This is a genomic window from Marinospirillum perlucidum (assembly GCF_003336805.1).
Lineage (GTDB): Bacteria > Pseudomonadota > Gammaproteobacteria > Pseudomonadales > Halomonadaceae > Marinospirillum > Marinospirillum perlucidum.
This window is the reverse complement of record NZ_QFWJ01000008.1, coordinates 74,049-95,540: the sequence shown is the minus strand read 5'-3', so window position 1 is coordinate 95,540 and position 21,492 is coordinate 74,049. Positions and strand designations below refer to the sequence as shown.

At 53.1% G+C, this 21,492-nt stretch carries 26 protein-coding genes; 4 read left to right on the top strand and 22 right to left on the bottom strand.

The features are described from left to right. The first annotated feature begins 12 nt into the window (after positions 1–12). Positions 13–1,389, top strand: a complete 1,377-nt coding sequence (locus DFK18_RS10875) for a (Fe-S)-binding protein (RefSeq protein WP_114418287.1) — start codon at positions 13–15, stop codon at positions 1,387–1,389. Here DFK18_RS10875 and DFK18_RS10870 read toward each other — a convergent pair. The 11 genes from DFK18_RS10870 to DFK18_RS10820 all read right to left on the bottom strand — a co-directional run bounded on the left by DFK18_RS10870 (position 1,372) and on the right by DFK18_RS10820 (position 8,925). After that, the gene (locus DFK18_RS10870; RefSeq protein WP_114418286.1) at positions 1,372–2,433 is read right to left on the bottom strand and encodes a carboxysome shell carbonic anhydrase domain-containg protein; all 1,062 of its coding nucleotides are present in this window, start codon (positions 2,431–2,433) and stop codon (positions 1,372–1,374) included. The genes DFK18_RS10875 and DFK18_RS10870 overlap by 18 nt on opposite strands. Positions 2,434–2,486: 53 nt before the next feature. Beyond that, the gene (locus tag DFK18_RS10865) at positions 2,487–2,738 is read right to left on the bottom strand and encodes a hypothetical protein (RefSeq protein WP_114418285.1); all 252 of its coding nucleotides are present in this window, start codon (positions 2,736–2,738) and stop codon (positions 2,487–2,489) included. 4 nt (positions 2,739–2,742) lie between these two features. Beyond that, a complete protein-coding gene (locus DFK18_RS10860) occupies positions 2,743–3,135 on the bottom strand; it encodes a bacteriohemerythrin (RefSeq protein WP_114418284.1) in 393 nt (130 codons plus the stop codon). Between the two features lie 47 nt (positions 3,136–3,182). Further along, positions 3,183–4,571: a 23S rRNA (uracil(1939)-C(5))-methyltransferase RlmD gene (gene rlmD, locus DFK18_RS10855; RefSeq protein WP_114418283.1), complete on the bottom strand. Its 1,389-nt coding sequence runs from the start codon at positions 4,569–4,571 to the stop codon at positions 3,183–3,185. Between the two features lie 65 nt (positions 4,572–4,636). After that, positions 4,637–5,191: a class I SAM-dependent methyltransferase gene (locus DFK18_RS10850; protein WP_114418282.1), complete on the bottom strand. Its 555-nt coding sequence runs from the start codon at positions 5,189–5,191 to the stop codon at positions 4,637–4,639. After that, positions 5,188–6,039, bottom strand: coding sequence for a glutathione-dependent disulfide-bond oxidoreductase (gene yghU, locus DFK18_RS10845; protein WP_114418281.1), 852 nt, complete (start codon positions 6,037–6,039; stop codon positions 5,188–5,190). Before yghU ends, DFK18_RS10850 begins: the two co-directional genes overlap by 4 nt. Before the next feature lie 67 nt (positions 6,040–6,106). Next, complete coding sequence (locus tag DFK18_RS10840) at positions 6,107–7,186, bottom strand: alkene reductase (protein WP_114418280.1); 1,080 nt, start codon at positions 7,184–7,186, stop codon at positions 6,107–6,109. Positions 7,187–7,293: 107 nt separating this feature from the next. After that, on the bottom strand, positions 7,294–7,686 hold the full coding sequence (locus DFK18_RS10835) for a TM2 domain-containing protein (RefSeq protein ID WP_114418279.1): 393 nt from the start codon (positions 7,684–7,686) through the stop codon (positions 7,294–7,296). A gap of 17 nt (positions 7,687–7,703) precedes the next feature. Next, positions 7,704–7,916 (bottom strand): DUF4177 domain-containing protein, encoded by a 213-nt coding sequence (locus tag DFK18_RS10830; protein ID WP_114418278.1) that lies wholly within the window; start codon positions 7,914–7,916, stop codon positions 7,704–7,706. A 32-nt stretch (positions 7,917–7,948) separates the two neighbouring features. Continuing rightward, on the bottom strand, positions 7,949–8,545 hold the full coding sequence (locus DFK18_RS10825; protein ID WP_114418277.1) for a hypothetical protein: 597 nt from the start codon (positions 8,543–8,545) through the stop codon (positions 7,949–7,951). Positions 8,546–8,601: 56 nt separating this feature from the next. Further along, positions 8,602–8,925, bottom strand: a complete 324-nt coding sequence (locus DFK18_RS10820; protein ID WP_114418276.1) for a hypothetical protein — start codon at positions 8,923–8,925, stop codon at positions 8,602–8,604. 242 nt (positions 8,926–9,167) lie between these two features. Here DFK18_RS10820 and DFK18_RS10815 point away from each other — a divergent pair, with 242 nt between their 5' ends. Together DFK18_RS10815 and DFK18_RS10810 are read left to right on the top strand one after the other, a co-directional pair. Next, on the top strand, positions 9,168–10,439 hold the full coding sequence (locus DFK18_RS10815) for an NAD(P)/FAD-dependent oxidoreductase (protein WP_114418275.1): 1,272 nt from the start codon (positions 9,168–9,170) through the stop codon (positions 10,437–10,439). Positions 10,440–10,566: 127 nt separating this feature from the next. After that, entirely contained in the window at positions 10,567–11,874 is a 1,308-nt protein-coding gene (locus DFK18_RS10810; RefSeq protein WP_114418274.1) for an MATE family efflux transporter, read from the top strand. On the opposite strand, the gene DFK18_RS10805 is transcribed toward DFK18_RS10810, so the two are convergent. Then, positions 11,871–12,329, bottom strand: coding sequence for a winged helix-turn-helix transcriptional regulator (locus DFK18_RS10805; protein WP_114418273.1), 459 nt, complete (start codon positions 12,327–12,329; stop codon positions 11,871–11,873). The genes DFK18_RS10810 and DFK18_RS10805 overlap by 4 nt on opposite strands. 102 nt (positions 12,330–12,431) lie before the next feature. Here DFK18_RS10805 and DFK18_RS10800 point away from each other — a divergent pair, with 102 nt between their 5' ends. Next, complete coding sequence (locus DFK18_RS10800; protein WP_114418327.1) at positions 12,432–13,286, top strand: SDR family oxidoreductase; 855 nt, start codon at positions 12,432–12,434, stop codon at positions 13,284–13,286. A gap of 61 nt (positions 13,287–13,347) precedes the next feature. Here the strand turns inward: DFK18_RS10800 and DFK18_RS10795 are convergent, their stop codons facing one another. From DFK18_RS10795 to DFK18_RS10750, 10 genes are all read right to left on the bottom strand, one after another. After that, the gene (locus DFK18_RS10795; RefSeq protein ID WP_114418272.1) at positions 13,348–14,091 is read right to left on the bottom strand and encodes an SDR family NAD(P)-dependent oxidoreductase; all 744 of its coding nucleotides are present in this window, start codon (positions 14,089–14,091) and stop codon (positions 13,348–13,350) included. 44 nt (positions 14,092–14,135) lie between these two features. Continuing rightward, entirely contained in the window at positions 14,136–14,585 is a 450-nt protein-coding gene (locus DFK18_RS10790; protein ID WP_114418271.1) for a MarR family winged helix-turn-helix transcriptional regulator, read from the bottom strand. A gap of 224 nt (positions 14,586–14,809) precedes the next feature. Beyond that, complete coding sequence (locus DFK18_RS10785) at positions 14,810–15,268, bottom strand: hypothetical protein (protein ID WP_114418270.1); 459 nt, start codon at positions 15,266–15,268, stop codon at positions 14,810–14,812. A gap of 126 nt (positions 15,269–15,394) precedes the next feature. Continuing rightward, positions 15,395–15,895: a HugZ family pyridoxamine 5'-phosphate oxidase gene (locus tag DFK18_RS10780; protein WP_114418269.1), complete on the bottom strand. Its 501-nt coding sequence runs from the start codon at positions 15,893–15,895 to the stop codon at positions 15,395–15,397. Between the two features lie 92 nt (positions 15,896–15,987). Next, complete coding sequence (locus tag DFK18_RS10775) at positions 15,988–16,680, bottom strand: aspartate/glutamate racemase family protein (protein ID WP_114418268.1); 693 nt, start codon at positions 16,678–16,680, stop codon at positions 15,988–15,990. A gap of 19 nt (positions 16,681–16,699) precedes the next feature. Continuing rightward, positions 16,700–17,638 carry a cation diffusion facilitator family transporter gene (locus DFK18_RS10770; protein WP_114418267.1) on the bottom strand — a complete coding sequence of 313 codons (939 nt, stop codon included), beginning with the start codon at positions 17,636–17,638 and terminating at the stop codon, positions 16,700–16,702. Positions 17,639–17,714: 76 nt separating this feature from the next. Next, entirely contained in the window at positions 17,715–18,254 is a 540-nt protein-coding gene (locus tag DFK18_RS10765) for a manganese efflux pump MntP (RefSeq protein WP_114418266.1), read from the bottom strand. A gap of 83 nt (positions 18,255–18,337) precedes the next feature. Continuing rightward, a complete protein-coding gene (locus DFK18_RS10760; protein WP_114418265.1) occupies positions 18,338–18,991 on the bottom strand; it encodes a DsbA family oxidoreductase in 654 nt (217 codons plus the stop codon). A gap of 17 nt (positions 18,992–19,008) precedes the next feature. Next, positions 19,009–20,079, bottom strand: a complete 1,071-nt coding sequence (locus DFK18_RS10755; RefSeq protein WP_114418264.1) for an NAD(P)H-dependent flavin oxidoreductase — start codon at positions 20,077–20,079, stop codon at positions 19,009–19,011. A gap of 181 nt (positions 20,080–20,260) precedes the next feature. Next, positions 20,261–21,490 (bottom strand): 2-oxo acid dehydrogenase subunit E2, encoded by a 1,230-nt coding sequence (locus tag DFK18_RS10750; protein ID WP_114418263.1) that lies wholly within the window; start codon positions 21,488–21,490, stop codon positions 20,261–20,263. Positions 21,491–21,492 lie beyond the last annotated feature (2 nt).

Below are 21,492 nucleotides of genomic sequence, written 5' to 3'. Positions count from 1 at the left end.
CAAGAGAAAGCCATGAAAAGCCTTCTGGACTGGAAAGAATACAAGGATGCCGGCATGGGCGATGCCTATGCCGATATTCCCAAACAGGGTGGCAATTTTGCCAAGGCGGTCGCTGTTTGCATCAACAGCCGCCAATGTGAAACCACGGGCCGGGGCGTGATGTGCCCCAGTTACCGTGTGACCGGAGATCCGGCCCTGACCCCTGGCGGCAGGGTTCGATTGTTAAAAAAAGCGCTCAATAGCGACTCCCCCCTGACCTGGCTGGAAGACCCCGAAGTCGAAGCCAGTATGGATCTCTGCCTGGGCTGCAAAGGCTGCAAACGCGAATGTGAAAACAGCGTGGACATGGCCCAGATCAAACTGGAGTATCAGGCGCAGAAGAATCTCAGACAGCCCCTGCCCCTGAGAAATCGTCTTTTTGCTCAGCTACCACGCTTGTTGCATCATTACCCCCGCATTCTGGGTGGCCTGACCCGGCTCAATAACCGCTTGCCCGGAGTGCCCCAAGTAGCCAGCTGGCTTCTGCGCATTGCTCCGCGTACTTTACCGGAAACCTCGACAGATCCCCTGCCCTTGCCCGAAGCTTCAGGTGCCCAGGGCGAGGAAACCCGGCTCAAGGCCGTGCTCTGGGTCGATACCTACAGTCGCTATTATCAACCCCAGATCGCCACTGCCGCGCAAAAGGTACTGGAAGCTGGCGGCTGCCAGGTTATTCTGCTCAAGGCCGACACCAGCGATAAAGAGCCCCAGCGTCCTCTGTGCTGCGGACGTACCTTCCTGGCCCAGGGTGAAGTGGACGCAGCCCGAGAAGAAGCAGAGCGTACCCTGAAGGCTCTTTTGCCCTGGGTAGAAGCCGGTTATCCAATTGTCGGGCTGGAACCTTCCTGTTTACTGGCCATTCGTGATGATTACCGGGCCCTCGGCTTGGGTGAGGCTGCAGACACCGTAAGCCGCCAAGCCTGGCTCCTGGAAGAATTCTTGGCTCGCGAAATCCGTAAAGGACAAATGCAGTTAAGATTCAGGGAAGGTCAAGAACAAGAAAAACTTCTGGTTCACGGCCATTGCCATCAAAAAGCAGTGGGAGCAATGAAGTCCATGCGCAAGCTGCTCAAACAGCTTCCCGGTGACAAGGCTGAAATTCTGGAAGCCAGCTGTTGTGGCATGGGTGGCAGCTTTGGTTATGAAGCCGAACACCATGACCTCTCCCAGGCCATGGCTGAAGAGGACCTTTTGCCTCGCTTGCGACAGGAACAACAGGCCCAGGTTATTGCCAATGGCTTCTCCTGCCGTCAGCAGATTAAATCCGCCTGCAGTCGCCCACCCCGGCATCTGGCTGAAATCCTGGCCGAGCGCCTGCAATCAGTGCCGGATTCAGTCGAGAAGACTTAGGCGTCGAGTCGGCCAATGCAGAGTTGCTGTACGCTGAATCATTTTTTCAGCCAGCTCCGGCAAAGCCTCACGAATCACGCCTGCAGAAAAATCTGCCATAAAGCGAGCTTTCAACTCGGCTCGGGCTGCATCCGGGCCCGCTTCGACATAGGGTGCTGATGACAGCAACAGAAAACCATCATCGGGAATACGCCCTTTTTCCATATTGTTGCGGATAATCCCGGCGGCCTTGAGCAGCGGATCGGATAGATCCGGACTGTAGGGGCCGATAATCAAAGCCACATTGGGCGCATGCAGGAAGTCAAAGCCCCGCCCCACACAAATCATCCATTCGCGATGCTCGATATCCAGTTCACGCTGGATGGAGCGCAGACTACGAATATGGCGTATATTGCCTTCGACCAGTGGCAGGAAATCATGGCGCACCCGCGCAGGCATATCGGGTAAAAGACTCTCCAAGCGTAGCGGCAACTGTTCCCCTGGCTCTTCAGTCAGCGTGGATAGATCCAGCTGCTCATCCTCACTGTTATGCAGAATCAGGGCATCTTCATCGGTTTCAAAGCCACAGACCAGGGGATAAACCGTCTGGTGCCCCTGCCCAAAGATGGTCTCCACCTGGCTTCGAATCTGCCGGGCATGGTCCAGGGCCGCCTGATGATTGCAATCAAAACCGGCACAACCTCGGGCCGGATCGCCTTTGGAGTAATGATAGGTAATGATAATCAGAACCTTGCGCCCCTGCTGGATGGCCTCCAGAACACTCTGCTCCAGCAAATCCCCCATGTAGGGCCAGCCCAGATCAAAAATACCACCGAGGTTACGGAAGGGGCGAATAATACCCAGTGGAGTCTGGGTGGCATGAGGCAGATGAAGCCGGCCATCCATGCACTTGAGTGCAATAATATGAGTGGGATGCTCGGCCAGATAATTCTGGCGGGCCAGGTAGTTCTCCGGATCACAAAAATCACGGGAGTGATTACGGCTCAGGTTCAACAACCAGTCCAGACGCTCCTCGATTGGACGGGTATGAATGGCTCCGGGCACGGGAAATCTCCTAGGTTCTAAAGAATCCCGCCAGTATAACCGCTAGTCAGAAGTCATTCACTGTCACCAAACAGCAGGTCATCAATTTCGCGCATGATATAACCGTGCTTGGGTAGATTATGCGCTAGCTCCAGGGCTTCTTCCTGAGTATGACCATCCAGATTAAAACTGATATCGGCCACAGGCTCACCCGAATGCAGGATTTTCACATCCAGCAGCCAATGGGTTTCCGTTTCACGCGGCAAGAGTTCGATAACGGCACTCAAATCACCTTCCAGCGGCGTGATTAAATGGTAATTTTGCATGGAATTACTCCTGAATCTGCCTTTGCTTAAGATCAGCTACCAAAGCTGAATCCAGACCGCCCAGATGCTGCACAAACCACTGGGGCAGACGTTCGCGCACATAGGCCCGCCCCAGAGGATGCAGCCCCCGGGCAACACGACGATTGATCTGGGTAAATTCATTGAGAAGACGACGATGCTCAGCCTGGTGCTCATCACGAGCACCCAGACCATAGCGATCCATGAGGGAATTTTCGTAGGAAAAATGCTTTTCTGTTGCAGCCAGTAGTTCAGCGAACAAAACCGGGAAATCATCCCCGGCTTCGCCGACCTTCTCCAGCAGCGCATAAAAAGCCTGATGGTCCGCATCTATGGCGGGAAAGCCCAGATGGGGTATGGCGGCTCCGGATTTCGACATGCAACCTCCCAAATAAATACAGAGGTTGCTGCAAGAAACACACCAGCTTAGGAGGTACGCACAAAAAGAGCCAGGCTTTCGACATGGGCCGTTTGCGGGAACATATCCATGATTCCCAGTTTCTTCAATTCATACCCCGCTTGCCTGAGCTGCTCGGCATCCCGAGCCAGCGTGGCCGGGTTGCAGGAAACATAGAGAAGTTTAGCCGCTTTTAGGTCCTTAGCCTGTGAAGCCAGTGCCTTGGCTCCGGCCCTGGGTGGGTCAATCAGCACCCCATCCCAGGTTAGGTTGGCAAAGCTTTGTTGGGCCAGGGAGCCCTCCAGATCGGCCGCCTGCCACTCCAGATTATCCAACCGATTGCGAAGAGCATTTTGCCTGCCTCGCTCCACCTGGGATTCCAAGGCCTCAACACCGACAACGCGTTGGGCGTGTTGAGCCAGGGGCAGAGTGAAATTACCCAGACCACAGAAAAGATCCAGAAGCTGCTCGTCTCCACGTAAATCCAGCCAATCCAGAGCCTGGCTGACCAACTGACGATTGACTTCGGCATTGACCTGGATAAAGTCACCGGGCGCAAAGCCAATTTCCAGATCACCCAGCCGGTAACTGAAATCCGGCTCTTGCCGGGTCAGAAGATGACGTTCGCTGGCCTCTTTCAGCCAGAGATGAATCCCGCGTTCTTCAGCCCAGTCTTGCCAGAGACGCTTATCCGCGGGCGAAAAGCGCTTGTAGCTACGTAGCCAGCGTATCTCGATCCCCAATTGGCCCTCTGCTTCAAGCAATTCCAAGTGGCCAATATGGCGCCCTCCTTCGAGTCTGGGCAGAAAGGCATAGAGATCGGGCAGGAGCTGCTGTAAGGCAGGTGTCAATATCCGGCATTCGGGCGTGGCGGTAATCCGGGCAGAGTTTTTTTCCCTGAAGCCCAGCAGCAGTTCTCCATCTTTACGCCATTTAACCCCCAACCGGGCTCGACGCCGATACCCATATTGGGGGCCTACCAACGGCTCAGCCATCTGCTCAAGCGGAAAATCCAACTGCTCGGCCACCTGGCGCTGCTTGTAATCCAACTGAGCCGAAGCCTCCAGGTGTTGCAGCTGACAACCACCACAGTGGAGATAGTGCGGGCAAACAGGTTCGACACGCTGGTCACTGGCCACCAGCAGCTCTTGGATCCGGCCTTCATCATAGCGACTAAGACAACGATCCCGCTGCACCGTCACCCACTCACCCGGCAAGGCTCCTTCGACAAACAGGGTCTTGCCATTTTCCTGGCGGGCGACTCCCCGCCCCTCATGGCTCAAGCGCAGGATTTGAACTCCATCGGGATGAAGTTCAGAACTCGGTGCCTGTGTCGAGGGAGTCCTGGTTGCAGTCGGGTGCGCAGCAGCAGAAGGCTTGGTTTTTTTCTTGCGCGGTTTGGTAAAGAGGCGGCTCATGGAATCGGGATCTTGGCTGAAAATCGAAGGCGGATATTACGCCTTCAAGCCTGGCAGGGCAAACCTCAGGAGGTCAGACGGTAAAAATACAGGGGGGAACGATACCAGTCCGGTAAATGAAGCGTTTGCCAGGGCTGATAACCGGGCAAAGCAAAAAAATGGCTGATCAGGTAGCGGGGGCCTTCTTGCCGTTGTCTTAGCTGTTCGGCTAAAGCCTGCATGCTGGGCGATACCAGATAACAAATCACCAGGTCACTTAGATACCAGGGGGCCTGTAAAAAATCACCTCGATAAAGCGTGAGATTATCCAGCCTCAGCAGTTTTTTAAGCAGCCAGCTCACCAACCAGGGAAAAAAAGAAACCTCATAACCGATCACCCGGCAGTGAGGATAACGCCGGGCCAGGGGCACGACCAGATGTCCCCAGCCCGAACCCAGGTCGGTCAAAACCCGGTCCTGGTCCTCCTGATCAAGCAGCTGAGCGACCTGCCCCAGGATCACCTGGCGCGCTGCCGCATGACTGGGCCAGGGTGACATGCCCGTTTTCAGGGTAGACACGACCACCGAAACCAGCACCAGCAGCAACAGCCCCCCGATAACCAGGAGGACCCAGGCGGTCATGAATCCAGGGCATCCAGGTCAGCAGAAGAATGGCGTTCACGCAGTTGCTCGTTTTCCTCGCCCCAGATGCGATTGACCTTGCGCCCCCGCTGAACGGCTGGCCGCTGGTCAATGGCCTCAGCCCAACGTTTGACATGGGTGTAGCTATCCGCCTGGATAAACTCGGCCGCATCATAAAGACGTCCCAGCACCAGAGCACCATACCAGGGCCAGACCAGAATATCGGCAATAGTGTACTCCTCGCCGGACAGATAGGTATTTTCGGCCAGTCGACGATCCAGCACATCAAGCTGACGCTTCACTTCCATGGTAAAACGGTTGATCGGGTATTCCAGTTTTTCCGGAGCATAGGCATAGAAGTGACCGAAACCACCGCCCAACATGGGTGCTGCACCCATCTGCCAGAAAACCCAATTCATGCATTCCGTACGTGCGGCCAGGTCTTGAGGGATAAAGTGACCAAATTTTTCTGCCAAATAGAGCAGGATGGAGCCGGATTCAAAAACCCGCTGGGCTGGCTGAACACTCCTATCCAGTAGTGCGGGAATTTTGGAGTTGGGGTTGATTTCCACAAAGCCCGAACTGAATTGATCGCCTTCGGTAATATCAATTAACCAGGCATCATATTCAGCCTCCTTGACGCCTTTTTCCAATAACTCTTCCAGCATGACCGTGACCTTGACGCCATTGGGCGTCGCCAGGGAATAAAGCTGCAGCGGATGGTCGCCCTGCGGCAACTCCTTGTCATGGGTGGCTCCGGCTACCGGACGATTGATATTGGCAAATTTACCACCATTGCCGGGCTCCCACTGCCAAACTCTGGGCGGGGTATAACTGGACGCACTCATTTTCAGCCTCCTCGGCAGGCAGCTTTGCTGCCTGCTGTCATCAATATTCAAGCATTTAACAAAAGGATCAGGTCACGGCATCCTGCAAACGCGGGTAATCGGTATAGCCTCGGGTCCCTTGAGTGTAGAAGGTCTTGGGGTCTGCTGAATTCAATTCTGCATCCTGGCGGATACGTTCGGGCAGATCCGGGTTGGCGATAAAGGGCACACCAAAAGCGACCGCATCGGCATCGCCTGCAGCGACCACTTCCTTGGCTTCCTCAGGAGAATAGCCCATATTGACCAGCAGGTTGCCCTGATAGTTTTCCCGAATCGGGGTCAGAATATCGGCCTGCTGCTGCCCTTTGAAATCTGCCCGCATCAAGTGCAGGTAAGCCAGTTGATAGTCATTCAGACGTCTGGCCAGCCAGGTCATCAGACCCACAGGATCTTCATCCTGCATGCTGTTAAAGCTGTTCAGCGGGGAAAAGCGGATACCGATGTGTTGCTCATCCCAATCAGCAGCCACGGCCTCAACAACTTCCAGCAGTAAACGCGCGCGATTTTCAACCGATCCCCCATAGGGGCCAGAACGTTTATTGGCACTGGTGCGCAGGAACTCATCCAGCAGGTAGCCATTGGCTGCGTGGATTTCCACGCCATCAAAACCTGCCTCACGAGCATTCTTGGCGGCCTGGGCAAAGCCCTCCACGATTGCAGGCAACTCCTGATCCTGCAAAGCACGGGGTTCGGGATAATCCAGTTTGCCTTCAGGGGTGTTGGCCTGGTCACTGGTAATGGCCAACGCACTGGGGGCAACCGGTTGCTTACCCTCATTCAGCACCGGGTGGCAGGTGCGCCCGCCATGCCAGATTTGCAGGAAGATCTTGCCGCCCTCCTGATGCACTGCAGCCGTCACTTTTTTCCAGGCATCGATCTGCGCCTGGGAATAGATACCCGGTTCCCGCCAGAAGGAGGAATTCCCTTCCATCGCCATGGTAGCTTCAGCAATAATCAGGCCCGCTGAAGCTCTCTGGGCATAGTAATCAACCATCATATCGGTGGGCACGTGATCCTGGTCCGCCCGGCAGCGGGTCAAGGGTGCCATGAAAATTCGGTTCTTGGTTTCCACAGCACCCAGCTGCAAGGGCGTGAACAGATCGCTCATAAAACCTCCAGACTCAAAGTTGATCAATACACTAGGTTATTATTTGATTATTGAAAAATCAAAACCCTAGCGTGAATCTTGGGTCATGAAGAAGCGATTTCCAGGGATCAAATCAAAGAAGTTCCAGTGATTTGCTGATAGAGGCGTCGCATCAAGCAGTTATTATGCTGGGCAACGATAATCTGCGAGCGGAAAAGTTCATAGGCTTCCCACAGAGTGATTCCGATCACTAGAAAACCGCCCAACCAGGGCAAACCTAAAAAGAGCAGCAGAACCCCGGCCCAGAAGATACAGATATTAATCAGACCATAGAGCCAGCGACCAAGATAGAAGTGATGCAAGCCGGCAATAAAAATCCAGTTCAAGACCGCATAGGTATCCGGATCCTTGAGCTGGTCTTTACAGGCCTGAAAAAAAGCCAGACGCTGGTCATCCGGCAAGTCACGAACCTGGCGTCGAATGGCTTCCTCTTCAGCTTCGACTTGGGCTTTTTTGAGCATGACTTTTGCCTTGCTGGTTAACGACCCAAAGTCAGAATGACCGTTTCTCTTTTCCAGAAAAGCAAAAAACGCTTTTGCTCAACGATCTGAAAAACCAGAGTCCAGCCTTCGGCCGCTTCGTGATTAAGCGTCGCCTCCATTCTTTTAATGGGGATACCTGAAGCTCCCAGAAAAACGGTTCCCAGGCCGCCTTCAGCCACACTGATCACCTTGTATTCTTGATAAGTCATAACTCCTCCTTGATAGGTTCTAGCAGCAAAAATTAAAAACCCGTGCCTTCCAGCATTTCGGCATCTCGCGCAAAGTACCTGAGTCCAGCCAGCGCCCGGTTCAGATGTTCAGGTACAACATTAATATACATGCTGGTCTGACCGGCCTCGGCCGAAGCCAGGATCAGTTTACCCGGCAACAAGCCTTCACAAAAGCTCTCACCTTCTATCCCCTTGGTATCCTTGATGCGAATCGTCTCGATCTCGGTCAGGTCCACTTGAAGACGCCCTGCCTGCCAGCCTTGGGGTAATTCCAGCGGGTAGTTTTCCACCTCTTCAATCAGGGTAAAACCCTTCAGGCCAGGGGATGCCTGCCAATGCCCCAGAAAGTTCAGCTCTCCCCGGGTGGTTAACATGAGTTGATCATGGGTTTGATAACCGGAACGCTGGGTCATCCCGCCGACACAGAAACCACCACCCCGCTCATCTTTCATCATGTAGCCGTGTAGAAGATTTCTGGCCTGAGTAGCATCCAATTGCGCCAGGAGGGACTGGGTTTCCCGGTTCAGCTGATAACTCGAAGCACAGGCTCCCAAAAGCAGCAGCAACCCCAGAAGAAAAAGCTTTTGCCAAGTCGCCCGCTTATACATTTCACACCTCCTGGTTAGTGGATTGCAGAGGCATCCTTGCCTAGAGGCACCCTGGATTATTGCTGCAACTCGTCTCGATACTCCTCGACGGCTTGTCGCAACTCCTCGCCGGACAGACCTTCAAATTCTTCACTCAGGCGCGCCTGTATCTGCTCAGGACTGAGATCTTCACGCAGGTTTTCCAGATCACTCCAGGCACCGCCCAGTGCCTCTTCCAGGCGTTCCTGGCCTTCGCCAGTCAGTTTTGACGCCAGTTCTTCAAAGGAAGAACGAGCATCTTCAGCCGCTTCGCTGGCAGAAGAGGTATCAATATCGGAATCACCACAGGCGGTCAAAGTTAGAAGCGCCAAGCCCACCAGGGCGAATTTAGATCTCAGCATGTTTATCTCCCAGTTCTCTGCTTCCGGATTGGGGAACCTTCAATAAAAGATTCCAGCTGGTCAAGAGCCAGCAAGGCAGGTGAAATATTCTAACCGCCAAGAGATGCAAAGAACCAGCCACCTGGCCCTCCTTGAACGATGTTGCAGAAACCTGTTTTTACTAATTTTAGCTTTACTAATATAGCAAAAGGATACTAGGATAGAAGCTGAACATATAACAATATAACAAGAGGAGACCTGTAATGGCTCACGTTGTCATCCTGGGTGCAGGGACTGGTGGTATGGCTGCCGCCTATGAATTGCGCCATAAACTGGACAAATCCCACGAAGTCACTGTCATCAATGAACGCGATTACTTTCAGTTTGTACCTTCCAACCCTTGGGTGGGTGTAGGCTGGCGCAGTGGCAGCGACATCAGCTTCAAGATCGCTCCTCAGCTGAAAAAACACAAAATCAACTTTATTGCCCAAAAAGTTGAAAAAATTGACCCCGAAAACAAGAGCCTGGCCTTGGCAAACGGTGAAGCTGTCAGCTATGACCACCTGATGATCATGACCGGACCCAAGCTGGCTTTTGAAGAAGTGCCTGGTTCCGGCCCCCACGGTGGTTATACCCAGTCAGTCTGTACCCTGGATCACGCCGAAGCGTCCTACAAGAATTTTGAAGAACTCTGCGAGGAACCCGGCCCGGTCGTTGTCGGTGCCATGGCGGGAGCCAGCTGTTACGGCCCTGCCTATGAATACGCCTTTATCCTCAACAAGGAACTGCAAAACCGCAAGGTGCGTGACAAGGTTCCCATGACCTTTGTTACCAGCGAACCCTACATTGGCCACCTGGGCCTGGGCGGCGTGGGTGACTCCAAATCCCTGCTGGAATCCGATCTGCGTAACCACCACATCAAGTGGATCTGCAATGCCAAGGTCAGTAAGATCGAAGAAGGCATGATGTACGTGGATGAGCACAATGAAGAGGGCGAAGTCATCAAGCAGCATGAACTCCCCTTCAAGCACTCCATGATGCTGCCCGCCTTCAAGGGCGTGGATTGCGTGGCCGAAGTACCCGACTTGTGCAACCCTCGGGGCTTCGTCAAGGTGGATGACCACCAGCGTAGTCCTGTCTATGACAATATCTGGGCTGCCGGGGTTTGTATTGCCATTCCCCCCGTTGAGAAAACACCGGTTCCCGTCGGTGTGCCCAAAACCGGCTATATGATCGAATCCATGGTCACTGCCATCGTGGAAAACATCAACGCGGTACTCAAGGGCGAAGAACCCACCTCCGAAGCCACCTGGAATGCCATCTGTCTGGCTGACATGGGCGATACCGGCGCGGCCTTTGTTGCCCTGCCACAGATCCCTCCCCGCAATGTCAGCTGGTTCAAGAAAGGCAAGTGGGTGCATGTTGCCAAGGTGGCCTTTGAAAAATACTTCATCCGCAAGATGAAAACCGGCAATCATGAACCCTTCTACGAGAAGCAGATCCTGAAAATGATCGGGGTTGAACGCCTCAAATAACCCCCTACTCCGGGGAGTGGGTTCAGCCTGCTTCCCGGTACCAACCCCCTACTCTGCAGCTTATTGTTGCAAAAAATATTCAAAGGCCTAACCTCTTGGCTTTTCACAAGCCACAAAGCGCCGTTTCATGTTCTCCTTGCGTCCTCCCGAACAGACCCGAAAGCTGTTTCATCTGGCCTGGCCTCTCCTCCTATCCAACTGCACCGTCCCCCTGCTGGGATTGGTGGATACCAGCGTACTCGGCCACCTGCCTGATGAGCGTTATCTGGCAGCAGTGGCACTGGGTGCGGTTATCTTCAGTTTTCTCTACTGGGGCTTCGGTTTTTTACGCATGGGCACCACCGGATTAGTAGCACAAGCCTGGGGTAAAAAAGATCGCCAGGGTCTGGGGCGACTGCTTCTTCAGGCCCTGAGTCTAGCCCTGCTTCTGGGACTGGCTCTACAGCTGCTGCGCCCTTTTTTAAGCGAGCTTCTGGGTCTACTGGAAGGCAGTCCCACAACCCAACCCCTGGCCGAAGACTATGTGGCTATCCGCCTGTGGAGTGCACCGGCTGCACTGGTGCAGTACGTTATTCTAGGCGTTGCCATCGGCTTGGGTCGTACCCGGATCGTTCTCCTGCTACTGGTGACAGGTAACGGTATAAACATCCTTCTGGACCTTTGGTTCGTACTCGGGTTGGGCTGGACCAGTGCCGGGGTTGCCTGGGCCAGCCTTCTGGCTGAAGTAACCACTGCCAGCCTGGGGCTTGCCTGGTTGCTCAAAACCTGTCGGCAATTACAGATTCCCTTAAAGGGATTGCACCCAGAGCCCAAGGCACTTAAAAAGCTACTGGTGGTCAATGCCGATCTCTTTGTACGCACCCTCGCCCTGTTGCTGGCCCTCGCTTTTTTCACGCGCCAGGGAGCGAGTCAGGGAGATAGTTATCTGGCGGCCAATGCCGTACTCATGCAGTTGGTCATGCTCTCCAGCTACCTGCTGGATGGTTTTGCCCAGGCCGTGGAAGGTCGCTTTGGTAAGGCTTATGCCCGCAGCTTTGACGAGGCTCGAAGCATTTATCACGCCGGTCGCTGGTTATCGGTGATGACCGCAGTCTTGATCACTTTTCTAGCTTGGTTAGGCGGACCCTGGCTGATTGATCAACTCACCAGCCTGGTTGAAGTTCGTGAGCTGGCAAAAACCTACCTACCCTGGTTATGGCTGCTTTTGCCCGTTTCGCTGTGGTGTTATCTGTATGACGGGGTTTTTATTGGAGCCACCTGGACGGCAGCCATGAGAAACAGCCTGCTGCTGGCACTGAGCGGCTTTTTGCTCGCCTGGTGGCTACTCAAAGGTTATGGTAACCACGGTCTTTGGGCTGCTTTCCTGCTGTTTAATGGCCTGCGCGGACTGATCCTGGGCTGGATCTTCCAACGCAAATTCTCAGTGATCAACTAGTTCTCAGCCCGGGCTGCGGCTTCTTGTTCGCGTTCTGCGGCAACAGCTTGGCGAGCTTGAGTAATCTCTGGCATCTTGTCTTCGATCCAGTTAGCAATGCCGGCCACCTGCTGTGCTGCTTCTTCACCCAATGCTGACAGGGAGTAGTCAACATGGGGCGGCACAACCGGATAGGAAATACGCTTCACAAAACCATCGCTTTCCAGCGCTTGAAGTGTCTGCGCCAGCATCTTCTCACTAACGCCTTTAATCTTGCGCCTTAAATCGCTGAATCTCAGAGTTTGCCCCTGAAGAGCAACCAGGATTAACACCCCCCAACGGCTGGTAATGTGCTTGAGTACATCGCGCGATGGACACTGGTCGGAAAACAGATCCCCACGTCGAAAACGTTCGGTAAAACTCGCTGCGTCTTGATCGTCAAGAACTGCCGTTTGCGTAGAAATATTTTTTTTCATACTTACCTTTTTGCATGTACTTACTAAAAGTAATTTATGTTGCTAGTCTGCGCAGTATCACAGCAAAGCACAAGTGATTTTTACCTGAAAGAGGATGAAACCATGCTACTAGTAACCGGTGCCAGCGGCCAATTGGGTCGCCTTGTTATCGAAGAACTACTCAAAACCCAACCAGCAGATCAGATCATTGCGGCTGTTCGCTCGCCGGAAAAGGTGGCCGATCTGGCAGACCAGGGTGTTCTGATTCGCCAGGCAGATTACTCTCAACCCGAAACCTTAAAAACGGCCTTTGCAGGCGTTGACCGGGCGTTATTAATCTCCTCCAGTGAAGTGGGGCAAAGATTCACCCAGCACCAGAATGTCATCAATGCAGCCAAGGAAGCAGGCGTATCCCTACTGGCCTACACCAGCATTCTGCGCGCACCTGAAAGCAAACTGGGCCTGGCCGAGGAACACCGGCAGACTGAAAAGACGCTGGCAACTTCTGGTTTGGATTACACCCTGCTGCGCAATGGCTGGTATACCGAAAACTATATGGCCAGCCTTCCCGCCGCCCTGGATTTCGGTGTTTTTCTGGGAGCAGCCGGGGAAGGACGCATTGCCTCAGCGGCTCGCAGAGATTATGCCGCTGCTGCTGCTAAAGTCCTGACCAGTGAAGACCAGGCCGGCAAGGTTTACGAATTAGCCGGAGACGAGAGCTACACCCTGGGTGAACTGGTCGAGGAACTCAATCGGCAAACCGGGAAAAGCATCAGCTACCAGAATCTGCCAGCAGCTGATTTTGCTGCAGCCCTCAAGGAAGCGGGCCTGCCCGAGCCTCTGGCAGAATTGCTGGCTGATTCCGATGCTGGAGCTGCGGAAAACGAACTCCTGGATAGCAGCCATCAACTGAGCCAGTTGATCGGCCGACCTACTACACCTCTGGCCAGCATGATCGAGGAAACCCTCGAGCAATAGGGCTGAGAATGAAAAACCACCCGGGAGGCAAATCCCGGGTGGTTTTAAGACTCTTTCTTACTTATTGCAGGTAAGCCCCACCACAAACTGGATTGTAGGTTCCGGTTATGTGAGAGCTGGCTTCACTGGTTAGATAGCGCACGGTATTGGCAACATCATCAGGCTGGGCAATGCGCTGAGTCGGCGTGATGCTGCGAATAAAGTCCTTGAATTCTTCTGGTGCTTCACGGGTTGCATCCGTTTCAACCATACCGGGTGCCACAATATTGGAAGTAATCCCGTAGGGACCTAATTCCTGTGCCAAGTATTTATTAAAGCTATCCAGTGCCCCCTTGGCTGAACCATGGGCAATAAAACTGGGCGCAGGGCTTTCCGACAGGGTGCTGGAAATAAACACCAGGCGGCCAAACTGCTTTTCTTTCATGCTGGCTGCAGCCAGCTTGGCTGACTGATAGGCCGCATGCATTTCATCATTCAGCTTTTGCGAAAACTCTTCCCAAGTCTGATCCATAAAGGGCTTGGGAGTAAAAGTCATGTTGGCGTTGGATACCAGAACATCCACCCCGGAATATTCCTTTTGGATTTTTTCAAACATGGCTTCCAACTGAGCATCATCGCGGACATCAGCCTGAACCGGATAGGCTTCACCACCTTCGGCTTTAATTTCTTCAGCCAGATCAGCAGCGACCTGGGCGCTATTCACATAGTTGATAAAGACACGATAGCCATCTGCAGCCAGGGCTTTTGCCGTTGCTGCACCGATACCACGAGCACCACCGGTGATTAATGCATTGCGTTTGCTCATCTAGAGATCCTCTAATATTGCTGGTTTATCCTGATCCTCGAGGATCAGGATTCATTGAGTTTGCGGAGATTACCGATAATCTCTGCAAGATGAGCCTGGTTTACGGCCACTTCATCAGCCGTCAGGCCCGCTTGTGCGTCCTGCAAAACATTCCTTGCGATGGCCGAACATTGATCGACCACACTCATTGCCTGGGGGGTCAGAGAGATCAGCTTTATACGGGCATCGTCATCAGCCTTGCGTACTTGTATCCATCCGCGCTTTTCCAACCCCTTGATGGATCGGCTTACACTGGACTTTTCCAGATACAGCAACTCTCCTATTTGTCTCTGGGTGCTTGGCTCCTGATTGACCAGCACCAAAATGACGCCCCACTGCTCGGCAGTCAGCTCGATACCGGCTTCTTTAAAACGCTTGTGCAACAGTTGGTTAAACAGGCGGCTGGCTAGTCCGGTCAAATGACCCAGCGACTGGATTTGTTGATATGGATGCATGGAATCTCTTGAACTCAATTTGGTTGTATATACAACCTTAAAGAAATTTGATCAGCAACACAAGCGGGCAACAACTGGAATAATCTAAAAGTTGAGAAAAGGGGGTCAAGGTAAGGAGATGGCTACTTCTGATCAGATAGAAACTTAACCCTACCCAACCTGCCTGGGTAGGGTTCAAACAACCCAATTTGTTCAGGCAGGTCTCGAATCAGTGCCAGGATTCATCAGACATTTCGCAGTCGTTCTTCTTCAGCCGTTTGGGCTGGCAACCCCAGCTTGGCATGGTAAGCGGCCATGCCTTGACGGTAGAGCGAAAAGCCCCAGCCCAAACACAGGAAGACCATTACAGAAGTCATTAAATAATAGGATGCCAGGCTTCCTACACCCAGAATTGACAGCTCCCGGGTAACTACATCCAGGTAAAGAAAAGTGCACATTTGAATAACAACCAGGGAGCCAGCGACCAAAAGAATCCAGGCGGTTGCCAGCTTCCAAGAAGCACCTCGGTGAAGAAAAAAACCCAGGCAATAAAAAGCTGCCCCCACCACCAGTACACTAGCAACACTCAAAAACAAAGCGGAGAAATCAACTTTCTCAAGGCTGGTGATCAAAAGAAGACTATTTAAGACGAGAATACAAAAACCGCAGACAATATAACTGAGAATACCCAAAAAGTTTCGCATCCTTTGCTCCTTGATTCCCTGGATGGGTTTGATCCTTGATGAAAAAAGCGATCACCAATATAAGCCAAGCAACCACTTTTGTATAGAAGCTGGCATAAGCTGCTTTTGAATAGTCCTTTTAAAGCTTTAATCCGGCTGTTTTTGTTGAATTTGATCCAGTTTTCTACCTTCGAGGGTAAAAGCCTTGGCAAAGCAAGTCACCCAGGTAGCCTGCAGGGGCTCCAGTTCAAACAAACAAAAATCATCCAGCCCGCGCAGAACCTCCAGGGTCGATCCCAACTGTGCCTGCATTTTATCGAGTAGAAGCTGAGAGGCTGCCGTGGCTTTATCCAACTGGCGGGCTGTCACCTGGATACTGGCACGCTGGCGAGCAAAGATATTACTGGCCTGCTCTTCTGCTTCAATAAAAAGAAGGCTCGCCTGGGCAGACGCTTGCAGATTACCCGTATGCTGAGCCAGCCGGGAGATAAAAATAAAAAAGCAATCCTGCTCATAAATCAGGGGAGCATAGCTGCTAAAAGGCTGGCCTTCAGGCGTTACCGTGGCCAGGATGCCGCTTTTAAACTGACTGATAAACGCCAGAACTTCTTTTTGAATAGCCGCTGTATCCGGCGATTTCTGCTGCATCACCACCCCTCTCCTGTATCAGGAAATCCAATACTGACCCTTATTCAACGGGTTTAAAGACTGATAATAAATACCGTTTTTATTATATAGTTTTATTTGAGTGCTGCCTCCACAGCCGCCTGGGCATGAATGGCCGTGGTATCAAAAAGAGGCACCTTGGTATCCTGCTGATTCACTAACAAGCCTATTTCCGTACACCCCAGAATCACGGCTTCGGCCCCCTCGGCCGCAAGGCGATGTATGGCATCCAGATAAACCTGTCGTGATTCAGGCTTAATCTCTCCAAGACAGAGCTCTTCGTAAATAACCCGGTGGATTTCCTTGCGCTCAGCCATCGAAGGCACCAAAACCTCCAGACCGAACCGATCTTTCAAGCGTCCCTTGTAAAAATTCTGCTCCATGGTAAAAGCAGTTCCCAAGAGTCCCACCCTCTGAACGTCAGCTGCCACCAGCTTTTGTGCGGTAGCATCAGCCAGGTGCAACAGTGGAATACTCAAAGCTGCTTCTATTTCGGGAGCAACCTTATGCATGGTGTTGGTACAAATTAGCAAGAAATCGGCGCCGCCCGCTTCCAGTTGACGGGCCGATTCCACCAGAATAGTGGCGGTGGCTGCCCAGTTACCCTGATGTTGCAAGGCTTCTATCTCGGCAAAATCCACACTCTTAAGCAGAATTTTGGCCGAATGCAGTCCTCCCAGCCGAGCCTTGATACCCTGGTTGATGGCGGTGTAATAATCCCGCGTTGATTCCCAGCTCATTCCTCCGAGCAGACCGATGGTTTTCATGCTGTTCTCCTTGTTGCGATCAGTGGGACCTTGGCGACGACCTTGTGACTGCTTCAGCAACCTCCAGGCGGCAGATTTCTTCAGGCCATTCGATCTCCAGCGTAGAATGCTGCACAGGGTAGCCATCGATCACCTCGCGTAAGCGCTTTTTAAGGGTCTCATAGGCAGTGGCATCCAGAGCTTCGGCTGTCACCAGATGCGCGCTTAAAACCTGCTGTTCGCCATCCAGAGACCAAAGATGTAAATGGTGAACGGAAGCCACCTGATCGACACTCAGCAGTTGTTTCTCCAACTCATCCAGATCAACTGAAGCGGGTGAAGCCTGAAGAAAAACAGGCAGCAGCTGTTTGAGCTGCTTAATCACATTAACCAGAATATAGAGGGTGATCAAAATCGCCAGCAAGGGATCAAGAAAAGGCAGGTCCCAAAACATCAGAACCACGGCCACAATCAGAATCGCCACCCAGCCCAGTACATCTTCAAGCAGGTGCAAAGCAACGACCCGGATATTAGCCCCCTCACTGCGACTCAAACGCAACATGGCCAGACCGTTAACGACAATGCCCAGAAGCGCCAGCAAGAGCATGCCTTGCGGATGAGCTGCTTCCGGTTCCAGCAAACGCGGTAGCGCTTCGCTCAGTATAAAAAGGGAACTGAGCAATAGCAGGAGCGCACTCAGTAAAGCCCCTAGCAGGGTAAAGCGTCGATAACCGTAGGTATAGGTATTGGTGCGGCCTTTGCGAGAAAGGGACTCAAAATACCAGGCCTGACCCAGTGCAAAGGAATCACCCAGGTCATGAATCGCATCGGCCAGGATGGCAGTACTGTTGGTCAGGATGCCACCGATAAATTCGATCAGGGTAAACCCCAGATTAAGAAAAAAGGCCAGCTTCAGATTGCCCGTTGCCGAATGGGCAGAATGCCCGCCCGCTGGATGGTGGTGATGAGAAGCTCCCATAACACTGCCTCTTTCCAGAAAAAAATCGACCGGGCCACTTCAGCCAGCTAGCTCCAGTGGCCCGGAAGGGTTTCTATCAGAACAGGAGAATCTTGAAACCGATCAGAATCAGAATAATACCGCCAAGAAGCTCCGCCTTGCTTTCCAACCAGGTTCCGCTTTTCACCCCCACCTGAACACCGGCCAGACTAAAGCCCAGGGTGGTCACACCGATCAGTGCGCAAGCCATCAGGGGATCAAAATCCAGCAGGGTCAGGGTAAAACCGGCAGCCAGGGCATCAATACTCGTGGCGATAGCCAGAACCAGCAAAACCCGATGGGTGACCTGGGCCAGATCTTCCTCGATGCCTTCCACCAGGGCTTCATAAATCATTTTACTGCCGATCAACAGCAAGAGGGCAAAGGCAATCCAGTGGGCGTAGCTTTCTATCCAGCCAAGAACTCCCCGACCTCCCAGGTAGCCTAGCAGGGGCATCAGCGCCTGGAAACCACCAAAATAAAGGCCTGCCTTGATGCCCAGCTTGAGTGGTGAAGCCTTTTGTTTGGCTCCCAAACCGATAGAAACAGCGAAAGCATCCATACTCAGGGCCACGGCCAACAACAAGACTTCAAGCATTACCGTTTTTTCCTTCAATCATCTCATTTATACAATGGGAAAGATGCCATCGCGGTGGTCATCCACGATGGCTACAGGGGGTGTTAGTCTGCTGCGGTTTCCTGGCTAATATCCTGAAGAGCCTTGACCAGGGTTTGCGGTTCCTGGGCACCGGAAATCAAGTAGCGCTGGTTAATAATATAGGCAGGCACTGAACTGACTCCGGCCTCTTGCCAGCGGGCTTCATCATCACGAACTGCCTGGCTGTAGGCATCACCAGCAAGAATCTCCTCGGCAGCCTGTGCATCCAAACCGACTGTTTGTGCCAATTCAGCCAGCACCTGAGGGTCGGAGATCTTGGCATCCTGACCAAAATGGGCTGTAAAAAGTGCTTTTTTCATCGGGGTTTGCAGGCCAGCTTCAGCAGCCCATTTGACCAGCCGGTGGCCATCAAAGGTATTGCGGGTATGTCGCTCCTGCAAGGCGGAAAAATCCAGCCCCAGCCCCTGGGCTATTTCCTGCATCTGGCTCTGAATGCCTTCCATCTCTTCTTCTGAGCGACCGTATTTGCGACTCAAGGCCTCAAGGATAGGCTCACCCTCTGCACTGGGATCAGGGTTAAGCTCAAAGGCATGCCACTCCACCTGGAATTCCATTTCCCCTTCCAGTTGCCGCATGGCCTCTTCCAAACGGGCATAGCCGATAGCACACCAGGGGCAGGCAATATCGGAAACAATATCAATTTTAACGGGGGTCATAAAAACTCCAACTCAATTCAAGGGGTTGCTGCGTGCATTTCTTGCACTAACTGATGGATCAATTCTGCAGCAGGAAGTTCACGCGCCTGGGGAGCACCTTGCCCGGCCCAGTGGACACCAAAATCATTGCGACCCTGCTGGCTGGCGGCTGCAGCAAGTTGCTTGGCTGCATCATAGGCTAGAGGGTAGGCTGCCGGCCGAGGTCCGGGGTTTTCTTCACAGAACTGGATCAAGCGATTACTCATGGCTCGAGCCGGACGCCCGGAAACCACCGAGGTCAGACGGGTTTGACTGGCCGCCTCGCTTAATAATTGCTGACGATAGGCTGTAGATGCCAGGGATTCAGGGCAGCCAATAAAAGCCGTACCCAATTGTGCTGCGACCGCACCCAAGCTCAGAACCCGCTGAATATCCATCCCGGTCATTAGCCCCCCTGCTGCGATTACGGGTGTTTTCATCTTCGCAACGACTTGAGAGACCAGGGCATCAGTGGTCAGCTGTTCATCTTCGTCTTCCGGGTAAAAACAGCCACGATGGCCTCCCGCCTCGATTCCCTGAGCCACCAAAGCATCCATGCCCAGGGCTTCAGCCCTGCGAGCTTCGTCCAGGTTGGTAATCGAAGCCAGCAGCAGACAACCCGCCTTTTGCAGACTACGAACAGTGTCTTCTTGCGGCAAGCCAAAATGAAAACTGACCACGGCCGGTTTGAATTCCAGCAGGATATCCAGTTGTTCAGGGGCTTCCAGAAAGGAGGTGTAGACTTCACTGAGTTGTCCAGGACGGCTGGCCCCAGTTTCGGTAAACAGCGGCTGTAGGTGATTCAACCAGGCTTCTTCCTGCTGGAGAACACGTGCAGGTGGCTGATGGCAAAACACATTGGCGTTAAAAGGTCGTTCTGTCAGCTGACGGGTGGCTACTAGCTGTTCGCGGGCCACAGTTGCTGAACTGGCTCCCAATCCCAACGAGCCCAGCGCACCAGCATTACAAACTTCAGCAGCCAAGTGTGGAGAGGCTACACCCGCCATGGGCGCTTGAATCACTGGATAACGGCATCCCAGCTTGTGTAAAAAATCAGCAGAGCCAGCCATAAACCCCTCTCCTTTCCCGAATCAATATTGTCTAGAGCGGAAATACTAGCAAAAAAAACCAAACCAGGCAGATGAATCAGTAAATAAAAAGCCAGCTGAATTCAGCTGGCTGGGTTACCTGAAGGCTACAAAAACCCTGCTGTGAATCCTGAGCGGACATCCCGACCGCTCAGGAGAATCACTAACGCAAGCGAGTCAACATACGTGAAGGCTGCTCCAGGTAGCTTTTCCAGAGATTGCAAAAGCGTGCCATAGTGGCGCCATCAATAATCCGGTGATCACCGGACCAGCTGACCTGCAAGATCTTACGGGCTTCCACTTCTCCGGCGGCGTTGAAGCGAGGCAGCTCCTGAATGCGGCCCAGGGCAACGATGGCCACTTCCGGCTTGTTGATGATCGGGGTGGCAACTGTGCCGCCCAGAACACCAATATTGGAGATGCTGATACTTCCTCCCTTCATGGAATCCGGAGCCAATTTGCCTTCTCTGGCTTCATCCGTCAGCCGGTTCACCTCGGCAGCAATTTCCACCAGGGATTTGTTCTGCACCTGTTTGACATTAGGCACCAGCAGGCCCCGCGGTGTATCCGCAGCCATGCCAATGTTGACGTCTTGCAGGTAGGTGATCTCCGTGACCGCCTCGTTAACACGGCTGTTGAGCAATGGATATTCCTGAATCGCCAAGGCCAGAGCCTTCATAAAGAAGGGCATCAAGCTCAGGCGCAGCCCCTCGGCTTCAAGATCCGGTTTGAGTTCCAGTCGTAGTGCCTCCAACCGGGTCACATCCACCTCTTCGGCGTAGGTGAAATGAGGAATACTGCTGGCCGAGGCCTGCATCTGCTTGGCCATGGCTGCCTGAATCCCTGTCAAAGGCCGGGTTAGATCGCCTGCTCCCGGGGTTTCTTCTTTCTGAGCCGGGGATTGCTGAGCCGTCCCCTCTTGATAAGGCAGGAGATCCTCTTTCAAAACCCGTCCATCTTTACCACTCCCCTGAATCTGGCTGAGATCCAGTTCCAGCTCCCGGGCGATTCGACGCACTGCTGGAGTCGCCAGAGCCTTGCCGGAGCAGGGTGTTTCTGATGAAGAAGCTGGCGGATTGCTTTTTTCGACAGCGGCGGGCTCACTTGCTGTAGCCGCAGGTTTATCAGATGCCGGAGTAGCCCTCTCTTCATCGCCTTCACGTTCGATTTCAAACAGAGGCTGACCGACCTTGGCAATTTCACCCGGCTGGTAATACAAGCGTGAAATACGACCGGTATGCATGGCGGTAATTTCCACCAGGGCCTTATCGGTCATAACATCGGCTACCGGCTGATCTTCCTCGACTTGATCACCTTCCTGCAGATGCCATTCGACCAGCTCACATTCGACAATGCCTTCACCAATGTCCGGCAGGATAAAGTCTTCTTTCATCT